The organism is Pseudomonas sp. NBRC 111119 (genome assembly GCF_001320125.1).
Classification (GTDB): Bacteria; Pseudomonadota; Gammaproteobacteria; order Pseudomonadales; family Pseudomonadaceae; genus Aquipseudomonas; species Aquipseudomonas parafulva.
The window spans coordinates 1-18,261 of sequence record NZ_BCAV01000063.1 but is presented as its reverse complement, the minus strand read 5'-3'; the positions used below and the strand labels follow the sequence as shown (position 1 = coordinate 18,261).

5 protein-coding genes are annotated in these 18,261 nt (G+C 67.0%); all 5 read right to left on the bottom strand.

The window, feature by feature from the left end; genetic code table 11:
- Window positions 1–41: 41 nt before the first annotated feature.
- Window positions 42–941, bottom strand: a complete 900-nt coding sequence (locus APH25_RS21260; RefSeq protein WP_060483274.1) for a chemotaxis protein — start codon at window positions 939–941, stop codon at window positions 42–44.
- Window positions 942–1,013: 72 nt separating this feature from the next.
- Window positions 1,014–2,198 carry an HlyD family type I secretion periplasmic adaptor subunit gene (locus tag APH25_RS21255; RefSeq protein ID WP_060483273.1) on the bottom strand — a complete coding sequence of 395 codons (1,185 nt, stop codon included), beginning with the start codon at window positions 2,196–2,198 and terminating at the stop codon, window positions 1,014–1,016.
- Window positions 2,195–4,357 carry a type I secretion system permease/ATPase gene (locus APH25_RS21250; protein ID WP_060483272.1) on the bottom strand — a complete coding sequence of 721 codons (2,163 nt, stop codon included), beginning with the start codon at window positions 4,355–4,357 and terminating at the stop codon, window positions 2,195–2,197. The genes APH25_RS21255 and APH25_RS21250 overlap by 4 nt, the downstream gene beginning before the upstream one ends.
- Entirely contained in the window at window positions 4,354–5,790 is a 1,437-nt protein-coding gene (locus APH25_RS21245; protein ID WP_060483271.1) for a TolC family outer membrane protein, read from the bottom strand. The genes APH25_RS21250 and APH25_RS21245 overlap by 4 nt, the downstream gene beginning before the upstream one ends.
- Window positions 5,791–5,854: 64 nt before the next feature.
- The coding region (locus APH25_RS21240; protein WP_060483270.1) for a BapA/Bap/LapF family large adhesin at window positions 5,855–18,261 on the bottom strand (12,407 nt) is incomplete at its 5' end.

Sequence of the window (18,261 nt, the reverse complement as noted above, 5' to 3'; positions counted from 1 at the left end):
CCAGTCACACCTGAGGGCAAGCCGGGTGTGGCCACAGCCGGTCAGCGCTCGGCGAACACCACGGCCCGCGCCGCCACCACCAGGCAGTCGGTCAGCTCCGGGGAAGAAAATTTGGTAAGGATGGCGTTGGCCCCGGCCTGGGTCGCCTTCTCGCTGCTCATGGCACTGTCCAGCGAGGTGTGCAGCAGCACGTAGAGGTGTTGAAAGTCTGGGGTCTGGCGCAAGGTGCGGGTGAACGCGTAGCCGTCCATTTCGCTCATCTCGATGTCCGAGACGATGATGTTGATTTCCTGCGCCGTGCCTTGCAGCTCCAGCAACACGTTGATGGCATCCTTGGCACTGCGTGCGGTGCGGCATTCGATGCCCAGGTTGCGCAGGGTATGCACCGACTGTTGCAGGGCCACGTTGCTGTCGTCCACCACCAGGATGTTGGCGGCGGCCAGCAGGCTGGCATCTTCCTCGCTGAGCCCACCTGGGTGAGGCTGCGGCGCAGGCGGGGCGATGCCGTGGATGACTTTTTCGATGTCCAGTACCTGTACCAGGGCGTTGTCCACCCGCGTTACACCGGTGATGAACGAGCGGTTGCCTGAGCCGAAGGGCGGGGGTTTGATGTCGGTGCTCAGGCAATGCACGATGCGGCTTACCGCCTGCACGTGCAGGCCTTGGCGCGAGCGGCTGATCTCGGTGACGATGAGGCAGCCACCGTTGGGGTCGGCCAGCGGCATCTCGCCGATGGCGCGGGACAGGTCGATGACCGACAGCGGGTGGCCACGCAAGGTGGCCACGCCCTTCACGTGCGGGTGCGATTCAGGCAGCTTGGTCAGCGCCGGGCAGGGGATGATTTCGCTGACCTTGAGCAGGTTGATTGCCATCAGCTTGCCGCTGCGCAGGGTGAACAGCAGCAGGGACAAAGCGTCCGCGCGGGCATTTTGCGTGGCCATGGTGACCTTCGGTGGGGAACAGGGGATAACAGGCTATCGGCCTGTTCCGTGCAGGCTTTAGGGGCGGATTGACTAACGTTCGCGCAACGCCTCCTTGGCCCGGTTGAGCGGCTTGATCAGGTAGTCGAGGATGGTCTTTTCGCCGGTGCGGATATCCACCGTGGCAATCATCCCCGGCACGATCGCAAAATGCTTGCCAGCCTTGTTCTGCAGGCTGTCCTGCTCGGTGCGGATGAACACCCGGTAGTAGTAGATTTCCGGTTTCACCTCGTCCTGCAGGGTATCGGGCGAGATCCCCACCACCTTGCCTTCCAGGCCGCCATACACCGAATAGTCATAGGCGCTGATCTTTACCTTGGCCTGCTGGTCGGGATGGATGAAGGCGATGTCGCGCGGTGCGATGCGGGTTTCGATCAATAGGCGTTCGTCCATCGGCACGATCTTCATCACCTGTCCGCCCGGCTGCACCACGCCGCCCAAGGTGTTGACCTCGATGTCCTTGACGATACCGCGCACCGGCGAGCGCAGCGTCAGGCGGGTGAGCGAATCGCTGCGCCCACGAATGACCTCCGACAAACTGTCGGCCTCGGCGCTGGCCTTGGCCAGTTCTTCCCTGGCGCGCACCAGGTAGTCCGACCGCGCCTCGGTGGCCTTGAGTTCCAGTTCCGAGCGCTGGCGGTTCAGGCGGATCACCTCCACCCGGCTGGAGGCGCCCATCTTGGCCAGGTTTTCGGTGATTTTCAGCTCGCTGCGCACCAGCCGCAGCGAGTCCTCGATGCCGGCCAGGGTCTGCTCCAGGCCACGGCGGCGGGTCTGGTACAGCGCGGTTTCGGCATCGATCAGCTCCGGCGATTCGCGCAAGCCGGGCGGGAACACCAAAGGCTTGCCAGTGACCTCTGCCTGCAGGCGGGCCTGGCTGGCCTTTGCCGCGCGGTACTTGGCCTCGCTCTCGCCCACGCTGGAGGCCGTCTTGGTCGGGTCGAGCTGAGCCAGCACCTGGCCACGCTCGACCAGGTCGCCTTCGGCCACAGTCATCTGCGCGACGATGCCGCCTTCGAACGACTGGATCACCTGCTCCCGCGAACTGGGGATGACCTTGCCAGTGCCGGTGGATACCTCGGTCACTTCGAACCAGGCCGCCCAGGCCAGGAACGCCGCCAGCATCAGTGCGCACAAGGTGATCAGGCGGCTGGCGCGGAACACCGCCTGGTCGTCCTGCCCATCGAGGTAAGAGGCGGGGAGTTCATGGTTGCTCATGCCTGCGCTCCTTGCAGCTTGGCCAGCGCGGCTTCGCGCGCATCATCGATGACGACCCGCCCGCCATCGAGGACCACGATGCGGTCTACCCGCTGCAGCACGCTCAGGCGGTGGGTGGCGATCACCAGGGTGCGGCCCTGGCAGAAGCGGTCGAGGTTATCCAGCAGCCGGCGTTCGGTGATGTCGTCCAGCGAGGCGGTCGGCTCATCCAGCAGCAGCACCTGCGGCTGGCGCACCAGCAGGCGTGACAGCACCAGGGCCTGACGCTGGCCGCCAGACAACCCCAGCCCGCCCTCCAGAATCAGGTGGTCCATGCCCTTGGGCAGGCGCCGCACGAAGTCCAGGGCGCCGGTGGCAGCCAGCGCAGCCACCAGTTCCTGGTCGCTGGCTTGCCCGGCCCCCAGGGTGAGGTTTTCCCGCAGGGTGCCGTGGAACAGCCGTGCGTACTGGGCCAGCAGCCCCACGTCGCGGCGCAAGTCGGCAGGGTCGAGGTGGGCCATGGCGATACCATCCAGGCTGACTTCACCCTGGCTCAGGTCCATTGCGCCGGCAAGGGCCTGCAGCAGTGTCGACTTGCCTGCACCGTTGCGGCCCAGCACGGCAATGCGTTCGCCTGGGCGGATGTCCAGCCGGGCGATGTTGAGCACCGGTGGGGTGTCTTCGCTGTAGCGGAAGGTGGCCTGGCGCAGGCTGTACTCCCCGCGAATGGCGGGCAGGTGCACCCGTGCCTCACCCTCCGGGTGGTCGACGGGCGACTGCATCAGCTTGTCCAGCCCCTGCAAGGCCACCTTGGCCTGCTGCCAGCGGGTGAGCACATGGGTAAGCTGGGCCAGCGGCGCCATCATGCGCGAAGACAGCATGGACGCGGCCACCAGGCTGCCGGTGGTGAGGTCCCCGGCAATGACCATGGGCGCGCCGATGACGATGACCACGGCGAACACCGCGCCCTGTACGTTCTGCGTCCAGGCCACCAGGCCATTGGTGAGTGTGCGCAGGCGCAGGTTGGTGTGGGCGCAGGCGGCGTTGTACTGGTTCCATTGCCGCTCGAAGCGCGCTTCGGCCTGCAGTGCCTTGATTTCGTCCAGGCCTTGCACGCTTTCCACCAGCATGGCATTGCGCAGCGACGACTCGCGCATCGACGCATTGGCCAGCCGGGCCAGGCGCCGCTGCGCCAGCAGGCCAGGCAGCACCATGGCCAGCAAGGCCACCAGCGGCACGAACACCAGCACGCCGCCGATCAGCCAGAACACCAGCAAGAACAACAGGAAGAAGGGCAGGTCGGCCAGCGCCGTGGCCGTGCTGGAGGTGATCAGGTCACGCACCGACTCCAGCTCGCGCAATTGCGAGATGAACGAGCCGGTGGACTTGGGCCGTACCGAGTTGCGCAGGCGCAGGGCATGCCCGTACACCAGGTCGCTCACCCGCAGGTCTGCACGCTTGCCCAACAGGTCGGTCACCTTCAGCCGCAACAGGCGCATGCTGAAGTCGAAGACCAGCGCCAGCACCACACCACCAAACAGCACGTACAGGGTGGGCAGCGATTCGGCCGGGATCACCCGGTCGTACACCTGCATGGAAAACAGCACACCCGCCAGCGCCAGCACATTGGCCACCAGCGAGGCGACCATCACCTGGCCATAGGGGCGCAGGTCGCGCAGCACGATGCGGGCGAACCAGTGGCGGTCGTAGGGGGCGGTGTAGTCGTCGGTGCGCACATCGCGCAGCGGGCGTGCCGGGCGCAGCAGGGCGACGCGGGTGATTCTGCCCACCAGGGTATCGCGTGGCAGGCGCGATGCGAGGCCTTGATCGCCGGCAAACACCACGGCCAGTTCGTCTTCCTGGGTGACCGACTCCACCACCGCCAGTTGGCCGTCATCCAGCTCCAGCACCAGCGGCGTGCGCCACTGGCGCAGCCCTTTGGCGTCGAAGCGCACGAAGCGCAGCGCCAGGCCCGCCTGGCGCGCCATGTGGCGCAGGATTTCGTCCAGCGGGCGGGCATCTTCGTCAGCCGCCAGGCGGATACGCTGGGGCGATACGTCCAGGCGGTAGTGGTGGGCCACCTGCAGCATCACCTCAAGCCACGGGCCCAGGTCTGCGCGGGGCGCGGGTGCAGGGGCCGCGGCCTGTTCAGGCAGCGTCACATTGATCGGGTCGCTCATGGCTGGATCTCCACACCTTGCAGGTTGCGCCCCTCAAGGCCCAGGGCGGCCCGCAGAGCGCCGGTGTTGTACAGGCAGTCCACGTCCAGGCGCAGCAGGTCGGAGCGGGTGCCGGCCAGCTCGAAACGTGATTGGTAGATTTCCTGCTCGGCGTTCAGCAGGTCGAGCAGTGGCCGGGTGCCCAGGTCCAGGTATTGGCGGCCGTACAGCATGCGCGCCTCCTGAATGCTGACCTGGCGCGCTTCCAGCGAACCCAGGCGACGGCCCAGGCCGGAGGTTTGCGCCATGGCTTCGGCCAGCCCACGGCGCGCCTGCAGGCGGGCGGCGTCTTCGGCGGAGTCGGCGGCGGTGAGCGCATAGCCGGCTGCCCGGGTGCGCGCGCTGATGGCCCCGCCCTGGTAGATAGGCACTTCCACGTTCAGGTAGATACCGGCCTGGGTTCGGTCCAGGCGGCCGTTGTCGCGGTTGTAGTCGTTGTCCAGGTAGTGGTTGACCTGCGGCTGCAACGACACCGTCGGGTAAGCCTCGGCCTTGGCCTGGGCCAGTTCGGCCTGGCCCTGAGCGCGCTGGGCCAGGGCCATCAGCACACCGGGCAGGCGCTCGTCGCCCTGCGCCGGGCGCTGGCAAGCCTGGGCCAGTTCCGGGGGCGGCTGCTCGGTGAGGGACACGGGCGTGACGCGCCCCAGCAAGGCGGCCAGGGTGGAACGCCAGCGTTCGTACTGCGAACGGTATTCTTCCAGCACGGCGCGGGCGCTTTGCACCCGGGACTCGGCCTGCACCACGTCGGAACGGGTACTGGCACCCATGTCGCTGCGCTGACGGGCCATGCTGGCAATGTCACCGACCCCGCGGATCTGCTCGCGGGCGATGGCGATCAACTGCTCGTAGCGGCGGGTTTCGATCCAGGCATAGGCGGTATCGCGCGCCAGGTCGTCCACTACCAGCAGGATGTTGGCCTGGGCACGGGCGGCAGCGGCCTGGGCGGCACTGACCGCATGGTCCACCTTGCCGAAGTCGTACAGCATCTGCTTGAGCGAAAGGTTTACCGCCTGGCTGTTGCGGTCGCCCCCATAGCCGGTGTCATAGCCGGTGCGGATGCCACCGGAAACCTGCGGGTAATAGCCCGCGCGGGCGACGTTGATGCCCTCGCCCTGCTTATAGAGGTCGCCGATGGCCTCGGCGATACTCGGGTGCCATTGCGCGGCCTGCAGCACCGCATCGGACAACCCCAGGCGCTGGGCGCTGGCGACCGGCGCCATGCCGGTGGCGGGGCGGGTGGGTACGGCACCTGGCGCATCGCGTAACAGCGATGGGCCAATTTGGCGCAACGTCGGGTCCAGGTCATCGGCGGCCTGGGCCGCCGGGTAAAGGTTCATGGCCAGGAGCCCGAAGGCCCCCAGCAACAACGGTGACAGCGCACAGCTTCGCTTCACTGAGTGTCCTTACTGTTGATCATCATCCATGCCGCCGGGTAAACCCGGCGGGTGTGCAACGGCTTCAAACCACATGAATACCGTTCTGTACCCACAATTGATGGCTCGGGTCCTCCTGGGCCGTGTATTGGTTGTAGTCGATACCGTCCAGGCTGTGGTTGCCGATGCGGTTCCAGGTGTCGGTCATCAGCACCGTGTCGTGCTCGTCACCCTTGATGATAAGGGTGTCGTTGGCGCTGTCGGTCACCGCCACCACGTCAGCCAGGCTGAGGGTGAGCGCCACGGCGCTGGTGGCGTTGAGGTCGATCACTTCCAGGTCGTGCACCTGCCCGGCCAGGTTGGCCAGGTCGATGCTGGCATCGCCACCGCCCCACAGCAGGGCATCGTTGCCGGTGCCGGTATCCACGCTGACGAAGCCGTTATCCAGGGTGACCTGGGTGCCAGTATCCGCGTGGCTGGCCAGCGCCGTGTCGCTGCCATCATCGCTGTCGACGGCCACCTCACCGGCGGTTGCCGCCGCCAGGGTGGTCAGCGCGGCCCCTTCGTCACTGGCATCTGCCAGCAAGGCACTGCTGGTGGTGAAACCGGTGACAGGGTCCAGGTTGATGGTGAGTGTGGCCGTGTCGGTGGTGCCATTGGGGTGGGTCAGCTCGTAGGTGAAGGTTTCTTTCTGGCCGACCACCGCCGAGGTCAGCCCGGCGTTGAGCGTGTAGGTGTAGCTGCCGTCGGCAAACACCACCAAGGTGCCGTACGTGCCCTGTACGCTGGCACCGTTGTAGCCGGGCAGGGTGAAGGTGTTGGCTGCGGTCAGCACGCTGAGCACCGTCAGTGGCGAGCCCAGGTTGTCCGCCCCCGCGCCGTCGGTCAGCAGGTTGCCTGACACAGGCGTGTAGTTGCCGACCACGAACTCGTTGAGGTGAGTGGCCGTGGCATTGACGGTGGTCGTGAGCGAGCTGAGCAGGCCGATACCGCCGGCCGTTACGCGCACGTGGTAGGTACCCGCCCCCTGGTTCTGGAAGGTGTACCCGGCGCCCCCGCCCAGCAGGCTGAGCAGCGAGGTACCGGCCACGGTCTGTACGGTCACGTACTGCCCGGTGGTGGGGTTGAGCTTGAGCAGCTCCAGCGTGGTGCCATTGAGCAGGCCCAGCAGGTTGGTGGAGTTGAGCACCACCTGCAGGTCGGCGGAGGTATTGGCCGCCACGGTGGTGGTGTAGGTTGCCGAGCGGCTGCCGAGCACTGGCAGCGACAGCGCCGCGAAGGTGGTACTGCTGGAGGTCTGCAGGTTGACCAGGCTGATGTTGGTGTTGTCTACGTCGTTCACCGCATCTACCACGGTGGCAGGCGCTGCGTAGTTGTTGTCATTCCAGGTTTCGGTAGCCTGCGGGCTATCGATGCGTACATACAGGTTGGCCGTGTCGGACTTGCCGTTGGGGTGCACCAGCTGGTAGCTGAACACATCCACCTTGCCAACGCTGGCGGGGCTGCCGTTGGGGGTGTAGGTGTAGCTGCCATCCCCACGGATCACCAGCGTGCCGTACAGCCCTTGCACGGTGGTAGCGCTGCCTGCGCTGATGTAGCTGCCGGCCTTGAGCACCTGCAGCACCGCTTCGCTGTCGGGGCCGCGTGCGTCCACGCTGCCGTCAATGCCCACATCGGTAATCACGTTGCCCGAAGCGGCAGTGCCGGTACCGGTGAACTGCGTCAGGCTGGTGGTCTGCACCTCCAGCGCGGTCGTCACGGTGGTCAGCAGGCCGATACCGCCGCTGCCTACCGTCAGCCGATAGTCACCGGCCAGCAGTTCACCGATGCCCACGCGTATGCCCTGGCCCAGCGGCAGCAGCACTAGGTCGAGCAGGCCCTGGCTGTTGCCGGTCGCCAGGGTTACCCAGTTGCCGCTGGCATTCTTCACCTGCAGGGTGAAGGTGGCGTTGTCCAGCAGCGCCAGGGCACTGTCGGTGCTCAGTGTCAGGGTAGGGTCAGCCGTGGTCCCGGCTGCGACGGTCCAGGTGAAAGTTTTGCTGAAGCCCGCGAGCAAGGTGCTGAACGTGTCCTGGTACACCCGCGTGCTCACCACCGGCGCCAGGTTAACCACGGCGGTGGCCAGGTTGTCGCTGGCAATGACCGGCGCGTTGGCATCCACATCGGGCGCCGTTACGGTGACATTGCCGGACAGGTTACCGCGTGGGTCGGTGAGGATGACGGACACCACCTGGCCGTTGTCCTGCGGCGGGTTCAGGGTGAGGGTGAAGGTACCGTTGGCCTGCACCGTGCCGGTCTGCAGCACGGTGCCGATGGCACTGCGTACGGTGACCGTGGCACCCACTTCACCGGTACCGGTCAGGCTGCTGCCGTCGGCGCTGAACTGCAGGTTGCCGGCAGCGGCGGGCGGGGTGAGGTCTGGCGCGGTCAGCGCAGTGCTGGTCGAGACGTTACCTGCACCGTCGGTAAGCGTCACCGTGAGGGCCTGGTTGTCGATTTGCGCAGCGGCCAGGCTGACCACGAACAGCCCGTTGCTGCCCACCGTCGCGGTCCCCAGCACGGTACCTGCGCTGTTGCGCACGGTGGCTGTACTACCCACCTGGCCAGAGCCGCTTACCGCAGTACCCAGGGCGTTGATGGTGGCCACCGGTGCGGCCGGTGGCGTGATGTCCGGGGCGGCCAGGCTGACACTGCCCGACAGGTTGCCAGCAGCATCGGCCTGGCGCACCACCAGTAACTGGCCGTCGTTCTGTGGTGTGGTCAGGGTAATGCTGAAGGTGCCATTGGCCTGCACCAGGCCGCTGCCCACTTGCCCACCAGGGCCCTGCACGGTCACGGTAGCGCCCGCCTCACCGTTGCCGGTCAGTACAGTACCTGTGCCGTTTATGGCAACGTTGGTGGGGGCGGCGGGGGGTTGCACGTCGGCAGCGGTGAAGCTGGTGCTGGCAGACACGTTGCCTGCTCGGTCGGCCTGGCTCAGGCTCAACACCTGGCCGTTCAACTGGGCAGCATTCAGGTTGACGCTGAAGTTGCCGGCGGTATTCACCACCGCAGTGCCCAGCACGGCATTGCTGGCGTCACGCACGGTGACGGTGGCACCTGCCTCGCCGCTGCCGGTCAGTACCAGGCCATTGGGCGACAGTGCGATCACCACCGGGCTGGCCGGTGGAGTGATGTCCGCTGCCACCACGAAGGTTGGCTGCGATTCGCCCCCCACCAGCGCCACGGCGGTTACCGTCAGCTGCTGGCCGTTCAGTTGCGGCGTATTCAATTGCAGGCTGAAGGCGCCGTTGAGGGTGGCGCCGCCCACGCCGATCTGATTGCCCGCGGCATCGTAAACCCGAATGCCGGTACCGGTAGGCGCGTTGCCCGTCAGCGTCAGGCCGTCGCCGGCCAGCACCACGTTGGTGGGCGGCACGGGTGGCGCTGCCAAGGGGGTGATGTACGTGACGCTGGCAGAGGTGTTGGACGCCGCGTCGGTCTGGTAGATCACCAGGCTGGCAACCGACCCTGCGGCTGGCTGCGTGACGATCTGGAACGTACCCGCCTCGCTTACCTCGCCAGTGCCGATCACCTGGTTGTTCTTGCTGATGGTGACGGTGGCGCCAGGTTCGCCACGGCCCGTGATCACGGTGAACGTGTTGTCCACCGCCAGGTCGGTGACGGGGGCAGGCGGGGAGGTATCCCGGGCCTGCACGGTTGCGGGTATCGACTCGTTACCGGCCGCGTCTGTAGACACGATGGTGAGCAACTGGCCGTTGTTCTGCAGAGGGTTCAGCGCAACCGTGAAGGCCCCACCCTCGGGCACTTGCACAGTTCCGACTTCGGCACCGTTCGGGCCGCGTACGCTAATGGTGCTGCCTGCCTCGGCAGTGCCGGTCAATGTCGCGCCCAAGGGGTCCAGCACCAGGTTTGAAGGCTGTACCGGAGGCGTCAGGTCAGGCGCATCGAGTGCCAGAGCCGGTGATGGATTGCCGGTAGCATCCTGGGCAATCACCGAGAGTGTCTGGCCGTTGACCTGAGCCGGCACCAACGCCAACACGAAGGTGCCATCAGCCGCCACCACGCCCTGACCAACCAGGTCGCCTGCATTGTTCAGCACAGTGACGCGCGCGCCGGCCTCGGCCGTGCCCACCACCTGGGTACCACTGTCGTTGATGGTGGCTACCACGGCAGCCGGTGGGGTGATGTCCAGGGCTGTGAGGCTGCTGATGGGGGAGACGTTGCCCGCCGCGTCGGTCAGGGTTACCTGCAGCACCTGGCCGTTGAGCTGGGCGGCGTCCAGTTGCACGGTGAAGATGCCGGCTGGTGTCACCTGGCCGGTACCGATCTGGCTGGTGCCGACGAATACCCGCACGGTGGCGCCCGGTTCGCCGATACCGCCCAGCGTGTCACCCGCCACGCTCAGCTGCAACGCCGTGGCTGCGGCCGGCGGGGTCAGGTCTGGTGCCACTACGCTGACCGGTTCGCTGACGTTGCCGGGTGGGTCGGCCTGTTGCACCGAGAGCACCTGGTTGTCGATTTGCGCAGGCGACAGTTCCACGCGGAAGCTGCCATCGGCAAGCACCGTGCCGGTGCCAAGCTGTACGCCGGCCGCGTTGCTGACGGTGACCGTGGCGCCGGCCTCACCCCGGCCGGTGACCACGCTGCCGTCGGCGTTGATGGTGACTTGGGTGAGGGCGTCAGGTGGGGTGAAGTCCGGCGTCTGCAGGGTCGCCACTGCAGATACGTTACCGGCAGCGTCTGCCTGGGTGAAGCTGAGCAGTTCGGCATTGCCCAGCGCGGGGTTGAGGTCAAGGGTGAAGTGGCCGCTGGCGTCTACCGTGGCGCTGCCAAGGGTTTCACCCTCGGCGTTTTTCACCGTGACCAGCGCGCCGGCTTCGCCACGGCCCGTAATGGTGACACCGTTGCTGGAGATGGCGAGCTCGCCGGGGGCAGCCGGCGGTGTGGTGTCTGGTGCCGTTATGACGCTGGGGAGCGACTGGTTGCCGGCCGCATCGGTGAGCAGCACTTCCACTTGTTGCCCATTGGCCTGGGGCGCCGCCAGGCTGACCTGGAAGGTGCCGTCGCCGCGCACGGTCGAGGTGCCCAGCACACTGCCGTCGGCAGCCAATACCCGTACCGCTGCGCCTGCCTCGCCCGTGCCGTTGAGCAGCGAACCGCCGCCGGCAAATGCCAGGCCCTGGGCAGGCTCGGGTGCAATGCGGTCAGGCACCACCAGGCTGACGCTGTTGGACTCGTTACCGGCCGCGTCGGTCTGGCTGGCGCTCAGCACTTCGCCGTTGAGTTGGGCCACCAGCAGGGTGGCGCTGAAGCGGCCATCGGCGTTCACCACAGCGGTGCCGAGGTCGACGCCGCCTGCGCCAGTGATGGTCACGGTTGCACCGGGCTCACCGAGGCCGGTCAGTACCAGGCCGTCGTTGGACAGCACCAGTGCACTCAGTGGTTGCGGCGCAGTGGTGTCAGGGGCCTGCAGGGTTGCAGGCAGAGACACCGCACCATCGGTGCCGAGCGCGTCTACCCGCAGGACCTCGCCGTTGGCCTGGGCGCTGCCCAGGTTGACGGTGAAGGTTCCATCGTTGGCTACCTGGCCACTGCCCAGCAATTCATCGTTGGGGCCATAGACCCTGACCGTGGTGCCACTGGCGGCCGTGCCTGACACCGACAGGCCGTTGGCGGCCAGCGTCAGGTTTTCGGGTGTCTGCGGTGCAAGCACGCCAGGTGCGGTGATGGTCTGGGCAACCGAGAGGTTCTGCGCCGCATCGGCCTGCACCACGCTCAAGAGCGTGCCTACAGGCGCGGCTGGGTCGAGAGAGACGCTGAAGCGGCCATCCGCTGCGACCTGGGCAGTGCCCAGCAGGGTGCCGTCGGCGGCGCTGACCCGGACCGTGGCCCCCACTTCACCATGGCCTACCAGAGAGGTGCCGTCGGCCGACACGGCCAGGTTGGTCACCGCTGCTGGCGGTGTGGTGTCCAGGGCCGTATAGGTGGCCACGGGCGACACATTGCCTGCGGCATCGGTCGCCGTTACCTGCAAGGTCTGCCCGTTGGTCTGTGGCGTATCCAGGGTGATCTGGAAGGTGCCGTTGCTGGCCACCCGTGCAGAGCCCAGGACGCTACCAGTGGCATCGCGCACGGCCACCGTGCTGCCTGCCTCGGCACTGCCGGTGAGTTGCAACCCATTTGCCGCCAACAGCAGATTGGCGGGCGCAGCCGGTGGCGTGAAGTCCGGTGCAGTGATCGCCACGGCGGGCGAGGTGTTGTTGCCAGCGTCGGTCTGGGTCACGCTCAGGCGCTGGGCATTGAGCTGGGCGCTGTCCAGGGTCAGGGTGAAACTGCCATTGGCCGCGACCAGGCCGGTACCGATGATGGTGCCGTCGATGCCGCGCACGGTAACCGTGGCGCCTGCTTCACCCAGGCCGGTGAGGGTCAGGCCATTGTTGTTCAGGGCTACGTTGGTCAGCGCAGCGGGCGGGGTCAGGTCCGGGGTAGGCAGCGTGACGGCGGTCGACGTGTTACCGGCTGCGTCTACCTGGGTTACCCCAATCGCCTGGCCACTGACCTGCGGCGTATCGAACACCACAGTGAAGCGGCCATCGGCACCCACGCTGGCAGTGCCCAGTACGGCGCCGGAGGCGTTGCGCACCTGCACCGTGGCGCCTGGCTCACCGCTGCCGGACAGCTGCCGGCCATCCAGGCTCAGCTGCGGGTTGCCCACCGCCGCAGGCGGGGTGCGGTCGGGCGTCAGCACGCTGGCAGGGCCGGACACGTTACCCGCAGCATCGCTCAAGGTTACCTGCAGGGCACTGCCGGTGGTCTGGGCGCTGGGCAGGGTGACCTGGAACTGCCCGCTCTGGTTGACCGTACCGGTAGCCAGCACGGCGCCGCTGGCATCACGTACCGTGACGGTGGCGCCGGCCTCGCCCTGCCCGCTGAGCACAGTGGCGGCACTGTTGAGGCTAAGATTGCTGGCGGCCGGTGGGGCCTGCAGGTCGGGTGCCTGCAAAGTGGTGGCCAGCGACACGTTGCCGGCGGCATCGGCCTGGGTCACCACCAGGTTCTGTGCGTTGACCACGGCAGGGACGAAGTTGACCGTGAACAAGCCGTTGGCGGCCACGGTCGCCGTACCCAACAGGTTGCCCTGGCCATCCGTGACCCTGACGGTGGCGCCGACTTCCCCTTGGCCGGTCAGCGTGCTGCCAATCCGGTCGATGGCAATGGCGGTGGGGGCGTCCGGTGCCGTGGTGTCTTCTGCCACTACGGTGGCAGGCACCGAAAGCTGCCCGCCAGCGCTGGCGCGAGCGGTCACGTGCAACGTCTGGGCATTGAGCTGCGCATTCAGGAAGAACACCCGGAAGGTGCCATCACTGCCCACAGTGGCGGTGCCGAGCGTTGCCCCTGCCGAGGTTACGGTAATCAGCGACCCCACGGTGCCTTGCCCGGTCAGCAGGAACCCGTCGGCGCTGATGGCTAGGCCACTCGGGGTGGCCAGTTCATTGCCGGTTGGGCCTGCCAGCGGCACATCGGGAGAGGAGTTGCCTGCCGGGTCGACCACCACCACGGTAACGGTTTCGCCAGCCGTCAGCGGCGGCGCTACCGGTACCACGAAGGTGCCATCTGCACCCACGGTTTCACTGCCGCGCTCGCTGCCATCGGGGTTACGGATAACCACCGTGCTGCCAGGCTCGGCGCCGCCGCCGACCACAGCGCCATCGGGGCTGATGGTGACATCGGTCGCCGGCAGCGGTGGGGTGGTGTCCGGGGCGGTAACGGTGATGGGGGCGGTGGCGTTGCCCGCTTGGTCGGTGACCACCACAGTCAGCGGCTCACCATTGAGTAGCGGAGTCGGCAGAGGGATGCTGAAGCTGCCGTCGCCAGTGACCGGCACGGTGATTTCCAGGCCGGTGCTGTCGCGTACGGTCACGGTCGCTGCGCCCGGCGCACTGCCGGAGACCTCGATGCCGTCTTCGCTCACTTGCACCCCGGTGGGCAGTTGAGGCGGGGTGATGTCGGGGGCGGTGATCTGCCCAGGTTGCGATGGGTTGCCGGCAGCGTCTACCAACACCACGTTCAGCAACTGGCCATCCAGCTGGGCGGGCGACAGCGGCACCGTGAAGTTGCCACCTGCCGGCACCTGCACACTGCCCAATACGTCTCCGTTGGCATTGCGCACTTCTACTGTGGCACCAGGCTCGCCGATGCCCTGCAGGGCGTCACCACCCGGATTGATCGCAAGGTCGGTGGCAGTGGCGGGTGGGGTGATGTCATCGGCGATGAACGTGGCCGAGGGGGAGACATTGCCCTGGCTGTCGCTCAACACTACCGACAACACTTCGCCATTGGTTTGTGGCGGGGTGAGTGGCACCTCGAAGTTGCCCTGTGCATCTACCAGCACGCTGCCGAGCAACGCACCACTGGCACTGCGTACTTCAACGGTGGTACCCGCTTCACCCTGGCCGGTCAGCAGTGTGCCAGCCAGGTTCAGCGCCAGCCCATCTGCTGGCAAAGGTGGCTCCAGGTCTGGCGCGATGAGGGTGCCTGCAGTTGAGAGGTTGCCAGCGGGGTCCGCCTGGGTCACCGACAGGGTCTGCCCGTTGAGCTGGGGCGGTGAGAGGGTAACGCTGAAGCTGCCATCTGCCTGCACCACGGCGGTACCGAGGGTCGTGCCAGTGCTGCCGGTAACGGTAACGCGTGCACCCGGTTCGCCGATGCCGGCCAGCAACACGCCATCGGCGGTCAGGGTGAGTTCACCGGGCATTGCCGGTGGCTCGTTGTCGGGCGCCATCAGGTCAACGGCCACAGACAGGTTGCCGGCCAGGTCGCGCTGCTCGATGCTCAGCATCTGGCCGTTGGTCTGCGGGGGCACCAGTGCTACTTCGAAGGCGCCGTTGGCGCCCACCTGCGCAGTGCCTAGCACGGTGCCGTCCGGGGCGCGCACGCTCACTGTCGCACCTGGCTCGCCAGTGCCTGTGACCACGCTGCCTTCGCCGTTGATCGCCGCACCTGTGACGGCCAGCGGTGGTGTGGTATCGGGCGCCGTGAAGGGTACTGGCCCGGCGCTGTTGCCCAGGCTGTCGGTCGCCTCGACGGTGAGGTTTTCACCATTGCGCTGCGCGGCTGCCAGGGTGACATCGAAGCGGCCATCGGCGCCGACGGTGGTGACACCCAGTACAGCGCCATTTGCAGCGCGCACGGTGATGATCGACCCAACTTGGCCCACCCCGGTGAGGTGCAGGCCGGCAGTGTCGATGCTCAAGGCCGACGGCTGTAGTGGGCCGTCCAGGTCGGGTGCGGTGACAGTAGTGCTCGAGCTGTTGCCGGCGGCATCGCGCAGCACCACTTCCAGTACCTGGCCATCGGTTTGTGGCGGGGTCAGTTGCACGCTGATCACGCCGTTGGCGCCTACCTGCGCCGTACCCAGCAGCGTGCCCTGGGCATCGGTGACCTCGACGGTGGTGCCGGCCTCACCGCGGCCGGTCAGCACGCTGCCATCGGGGCTCAGTTGCAGGTCGGTCGGCTCGCTGGGGGCGGTAATGTCCGGGGCAATCACTTGCACCGGCAGCGAGCGGTTACCACCGTCATCGATGGCCACCACCTCCAGGGTTTCCCCGTTGGCCTGCGGCGGTTGCAGGCCGAGGGTGAAATCGCCGTTGGCGCCGGCCTGGGCGCTGCCCAGCAAGGTGCCCTGGGCGTCGTGCACTTCAACTTGGCTATTGGCCGGCGCAGTACCGCTGACGCTGCTACCGTCAGCGGCCACCACGATTGCACTCGGGCTGGCTGGTACCGGCACCTGCGGCACGGTCACATTGGTGGCAATGGACGTGTTGCCGGCGGCATCGGTTTGCACCAGCACCAAGGCTTCGCCTGCATTCAGCGCAACACCCAGGTTCACGACGAAGGTGCCATTGGCAGCCACCGTGGCGGTGCCCAGCACGTCGCCGTTGGTATTGCGTACCTGCACCGTGGCACCCGCTTCGCCGTGCCCGGCAACGGCAAAGCTACCGGCGCCGGTGACCACATCGGTAATGGCGGCCGGTGGGGTGATGTCCGGGGCGGTGTAGGCCAATGGCAGTGAGGTATTGCCGGCAGCGTCGGTCATGGTAATCGACAGTGCCTCGCCATTGGCCTGCGGCGGAGTCAGCGTGAGGCTGAACGTGCCTGAGCCTTGCACGATGGCATTGCCGATCAGGTTGCCTGCTGCGTCGCGGACCTCGACCCGTGCGCCGGCTTCGGCGGTACCGGTCAGGGTGACGCCCGCATTGAGTACCAGGTCAGTTGGCTGCGCAGGCGGCACTTGGTCGGGTGCGCTCAGCGAAACCGGCGTGGACACGTTGCCCGCCGCATCGCTCAGGGTGACCTGCAACGCAGAACCATCCACCACTGGCGGCTGCAGCTGCACCACGAAGCTGCCGTCGGCCTGCACGGTCGCGCTTGCCAGCAACTGCCCCTGGTCATTGCGCACCTGCACGGTGGTGCCTGCTTCGCCACGGCCCGAGACGGTGCCGCCGCTGGCACTGATGGCCAGGTCTGTTGCAGGTTGGGGTGGGGTGGTATCGATGCCGGTGTCGATGGTCGGCGCAGTCACCAACCCGGGGGCGGAGGTGTTGCCCGCCGTGTCGGTGGCCGTGACCTGCAATTGCTCGCCCGCCACCTGCGCAGGTGTCAGGCCGATGCTGAAGGCACCGGTGGCACCCACCACAGCCGAGCCCAATACCGTGATGCCATCCGCCGCGAGTACGCGCACGGTGCTGCCGGCCTCGGCGCGGCCTGTCACCACATTGCCGTCAGCGCTGACCAGCAGCTGACCGGGTTCCTGCGGCGGGGTGATGTCCGGCGCTGTGATCTGTACGGGCAGCGACGCGGTACCATTGCCGTCGACGGCCACCACGTCCAGCAATTGACCGTTGGCCTGGGCAGGTTGGAGGGGGACGGTGAAGGTGCCTTCGGCCCCGACCACCACACTGCCTACCAACGTGCCATCGGCATCGCGTACTTGCACGCGGCTGCCAGCAGGGGCAGTGCCGCTGATGCTGCTGCCGTCCTCGGCAACGGCCAGGCCAGTTGGGCTGGCAGGCGTCGGCAGGGTTGGCACCTCGAACACCAGCGCCTGAGAAGCATTGCCGCTGGGGTCGGTCTGCACGAGCGTCAATTGCGCGCCGGGCAGGGCAGGCGTGTCAAGGTTGAGCAGGAATGTGCCGTTAACATCCACCACGCCGCTGCCGATCAGCGCACCATTGCCATCGCGCACTTCGATAGACGCGCCGGCTTCGCCGCGACCGCTCAGGGTGACGCCGGCGTTGCCGACCACGATGTTGCTGACGGGGGCTGGCGGGGTAATGTCCGGGGTGTCGAACTGCAGTGGCGCAGAGCGGTTGCCAGCGGCGTCCACCAGGCGTACGTCCAGCACTTCACCGTTGGCTTGAGGTGGCGACAGGGTAAGGCTGAAGGTGCCATCTGCTGTAACGCTGCCGGTGCCGACCAGTACGCCGGCCGCAGTGCGTACCTCTACGGTGGCGCCAGGTTCACCGCGGCCGGTAAACGTGGCCCCAGCGTCCAGGGCAAGGTCGGTGGGCTGTGCCGGGGCTTGCAGGTCTGGGCTGACCACCGTTGCCGGTGGCGAAACATTGCCTGCGGCATCGGTGAGCACCACTTGCAGGCTGCTGCCATCCCTTACTGCAGGGTCGAGCGTGAGTTGGAACGTGCCATCCGCGTTCACGCTGCCGCTGACCAGCAGGTTGCCTTGGGTGTCACGCACTTGCACCGTGGCGCCGGCTTCGCCTCGGCCGCTCAGCAGGGCACCGGCCAAGCCGATGATCAGGTCAGTAGGCGCGAGCGGCGGGGTGGTGTCGCCGCCATCGATATCCGGCGCGGTGATGCTGCCTGCGCCGGAGACGTTGCCGGCGCCATCGGTGGCAGTCACTTGCAGTACCTCGCCATTCACTTGTGGCGGCGCCAGGGTGACGCTGAAGCTGCCAGTGGCACCCACCACGACGCTGCCCAGCACGGTGGTGCCGTCGGCAGCCAGGACGCGGATGGTGCTGCCCGGCTCGCCGCGGCCACTGACCTGGGTGCCATCTGTATTGATCGCCAGGTCGCTTGGGATGACCGGGGGTGTGATGTCGGGGGCTGTGATTTGGGCTGGCAGGGAAGACAGGCCGCCTTCAATGGCGACTACGTCCAGCAATTCACCGTTGGCTTGGGCTGGATTGAGCGGGATGCTGAAGGTGCCGTCGGCATTGGCGGTGGCGCTGCCGATCAGCGTGCCATCCGTGTCTCGGACTTCGACGCGTGAACCCGCGGGTGCGGTACCGGTGAGCGCTGTACCGTCCGCGTTGACGATCAGGTTGGTCGGGCTCTCCGGCGCGATGGTAAGAGGGACCTCGTAATCCACGGCGACCGAAGCGTTACCGCTTGGGTCGATCTGCACCAGGCTCAATTGCTCGCCGGGCTGTGCAGCAGGATCGAGGCTGACCAGGAAGGTGCCGTTGGCGG